This window comes from Microbacterium halimionae (genome assembly GCF_011761265.1).
Taxonomy (GTDB): Bacteria; Actinomycetota; Actinomycetes; order Actinomycetales; family Microbacteriaceae; genus Microbacterium; species Microbacterium halimionae.
The window spans coordinates 1,942-5,698 of record NZ_JAAOZB010000003.1 but is presented as its reverse complement, the minus strand read 5'-3'; the positions used below and the strand labels follow the sequence as shown (position 1 = coordinate 5,698).

Here is a 3,757-nt window from a genome sequence, read left to right as displayed (position 1 = left end):
CGTAAATGCGAAAAGGGCCACCCAGCGTTGGGTGGCCCTTTTCTTAAAAGAAGTCCGGCGGTGTCCTACTCTCCCACAGGGTCCCCCCTGCAGTACCATCGGCGCTGAGAGGCTTAGCTTCCGGGTTCGGAATGTGACCGGGCGTTTCCCTCTCGCTATGGCCGCCGAAACACTATTGATGTTTCAATCGTTCAAAAGCATGAGTTCCTGCAACTTTCATGCAGGCACAACACAGCTATGTGTGTTGTTCATGCGGTTCTCGACCGTACATCGAGAACCACTCAGTGGACGCGCACACCTTCAAAGAGGTTATGTGTTATCAAGTCATCGGCTTATTAGTACCGGTCAGCTACACGTGTTGCCACGCTTACACACCCGGCCTATCAACCCAGTAGTCTGGCTGGGAGCCTCTCACCCGAAGGTATGGAAATCTCATCTTGAGGCCGGCTTCCCGCTTAGATGCTTTCAGCGGTTATCCATCCCGAACGTAGCTAATCAGCGGTGCTCCTGGCGGAACAACTGACACACCAGAGGTTCGTCCAACCCGGTCCTCTCGTACTAGGGTCAGATCCTCTCAAATTTCCTACGCGCGCAGCGGATAGGGACCGAACTGTCTCACGACGTTCTAAACCCAGCTCGCGTACCGCTTTAATGGGCGAACAGCCCAACCCTTGGGACCTACTCCAGCCCCAGGATGCGACGAGCCGACATCGAGGTGCCAAACCATGCCGTCGATATGGACTCTTGGGCAAGATCAGCCTGTTATCCCCGAGGTACCTTTTATCCGTTGAGCGACAGCGCTTCCACAAGCCACTGCCGGATCACTAGTCCCGACTTTCGTCCCTGCTCGACCTGTCAGTCTCACAGTCAAGCTCCCTTGTGCACTTACACTCGCCATCTGATTGCCAACCAGATTGAGGGAACCTTTGGGCGCCTCCGTTACTTTTTGGGAGGCAACCGCCCCAGTTAAACTACCCACCAGGCACTGTCCCTGAACCGGATTACGGTTCGAAGTTAGATATCCAGAGTGACCAGAGTGGTATTTCAACAATGACTCCACATGAACTAGCGTCCACGCTTCAAAGTCTCCCACCTATCCTACACAAGCCACACCGAACACCAATACCAAGCTGTAGTAAAGGTCACGGGGTCTTTCCGTCCTGCTGCGCGTAACGAGCATCTTTACTCGTAATGCAATTTCGCCGAGTTCGCGGTTGAGACAGTTGGGAAGTCGTTACGCCATTCGTGCAGGTCGGAACTTACCCGACAAGGAATTTCGCTACCTTAGGATGGTTATAGTTACCACCGCCGTTTACTGGGGCTTAAATTCTGAGCTTCGCTTACGCTGACCCTTCCTCTTAACCTTCCAGCACCGGGCAGGCGTCAGTCCGTATACATCGTCTTGCGACTTAGCACGGACCTGTGTTTTTAGTAAACAGTCGCTACCCACTAGTCTCTGCGGCCTCCAAACGCTTTCGGAGCAAGTCCTAATACGTCGAAGGCCCCCCTTCTCCCGAAGTTACGGGGGCATTTTGCCGAGTTCCTTAACCACGATTCTCTCGATCTCCTTGGTATTCTCTACCTGACCACCTGAGTCGGTTTAGGGTACGGGCGGCTTGAACCTCGCGTCGATGCTTTTCTTGGCAGCATAGGATCACCCACTTTTTATCCGCATCGTGTCTCAGCCTTAATGAGTGACGGATTTGCCTATCACTCGGCCTACGCACTTGCACCAGGACAACCATCGCCTGGCTTGGGCTACCTTCCTGCGTCACACCTGTTAATACGCTAACCGCACCAGCATGGGGTCGTGCGCTAGCTCCAACGTCTCACCCCGAAGGGATCAATCAAAGGAATTCGGGCACTTAGCACCACTGGATTAGCTTGGGCGGTTCTTCGCCGGTACGGGAATATCAACCCGTTGTCCATCGACTACGCCTGTCGGCCTCGCCTTAGGTCCCGACTTACCCAGGGCAGATTAGCTTGACCCTGGAACCCTTGGTCTTTCGGAGGACGTGTTTCTCACACGTCTTTCGCTACTCATGCCTGCATTCTCACTCGTGTAGCCTCCACGGCTGGTTCACACCGCCGCTTCGCTGGCCACACGACGCTCTCCTACCCATCAATACGGCTGGACCACGAAGGCCTACCAAAAATATCAATGCCACAACTTCGGTGGCGTGCTTGAGCCCCGTTACATTGTCGGCGCGGAATCACTTGACCAGTGAGCTATTACGCACTCTTTCAAGGGTGGCTGCTTCTAAGCCAACCTCCTGGTTGTCAAGGCAACTCCACATCCTTTCCCACTTAGCACGCGCTTAGGGACCTTAGTTGGTGGTCTGGGTTGTTTCCCTCTCGACTATGAAGCTTATCCCCCACAGTCTCACTGCTGCGCTCTCACTTACCGGCATTCGGAGTTTGGCTGACGTCAGTAACCTTGTAGGGCCCATCGGCCATCCAGTAGCTCTACCTCCGGCAAGAAACACGCAACGCTGCACCTAAATGCATTTCGGAGAGAACCAGCTATCACGAAGTTTGATTGGCCTTTCACCCCTATCCACAGCTCATCCCCTCAGTTTTCAACCTAAGTGGGTTCGGTCCTCCACGACGTCTTACCGTCGCTTCAACCTGGCCATGGATAGATCACTTCGCTTCGGGTCTAGGACACGCGACTGAATCGCCCTATTCAGACTCGCTTTCGCTACGGCTACCCCACTCGGGTTAACCTCGCCACGTATCGCTAACTCGCAGGCTCATTCTTCAAAAGGCACGCTGTCACAGCTACTAAGGCTGCTCCAACGGTTTGTAAGCAAACGGTTTCAGGTACTATTTCACTCCCCTCCCGGGGTACTTTTCACCTTTCCCTCACGGTACTTGTCCGCTATCGGTCATCTGGGAGTATTTAGGCTTATCAGGTGGTCCTGACAGATTCACACGGGATTTCTCGGGCCCCGTGATACTTGGGATACTCTTCGCGCCAAGAATAAGCATTTCGACTACGGGATTTGCACCCTCTATGATTGGCCTTTCAATACCATTCGTCTATACTCACTTGTCACGCTCGCTGCTCGGCAGAGCAACATGAAAAGTCCCACAACCCCGAATACGCAACTCCTGCCGGATATCACACGTACTCGGTTTAGCCTGTTCCGGTTTCGCTCGCCACTACTAACGGAATCGCGGTTGCTTTCTCTTCCTGTGGGTACTGAGATGTTTCACTTCCCCACGTTCCCTCTACCCGCCCTATATATTCAGGCGGGAGTCACTAGGTCGGCACGCCGCCCAGCGGGGTTTCCCCATTCGGACACCCTCGGATCACAGTGTGCTTATCCACTCCCCGAGGCTTATCGCAGATTGCTACGTCCTTCTTCGGCTCCAGATGCCAAGGCATCCACCGTTTGCTCTTAAAGACTTGAAATCACATGAGTTTCGTCGAAATCGGTCTAGAAAAATCTAGATGAAATTGACTAATGATCTATAAAGATCATCTTTGTGAAACGATCCGAAGATCGTCTCTAAGATGCTCGCGTCCACTGTGTAGTTCTCAAAGTACGGGCGGTACCTTTCCCGCCAACCGTTACCGGCAGCAAAAAAAGGCCCTGAGGTCAGTTGACTTCCGAAGAAATCATCCGGTCCCTCAGGACCCAACAGCGTGCAAGTGCCACAATCAATCACCATCGCCTTTCCAACCGTAAACGGCGTACTCAACTCCAGATCAATCCCGCGACACCCTGTCAAATGTTCCACCCATGAGCGA

At 53.4% G+C, this 3,757-nt stretch carries 2 rRNA genes and 1 pseudogene; all 3 read right to left on the bottom strand.

Going from position 1 to position 3,757, the window contains the following annotated elements:
- Nucleotides 1-52 precede the first annotated feature (52 nt).
- Nucleotides 53-169, bottom strand: a 5S ribosomal RNA gene (gene rrf, locus FHS06_RS13760).
- A gap of 146 nt (nt 170-315) precedes the next feature.
- Nucleotides 316-3,418: ribosomal RNA gene (locus FHS06_RS13755) — 23S ribosomal RNA — on the bottom strand.
- A 35-nt stretch (nt 3,419-3,453) separates the two neighbouring features.
- A pseudogene (locus FHS06_RS13825) lies at nt 3,454-3,757 on the bottom strand (hypothetical protein); the annotation flags it as partial.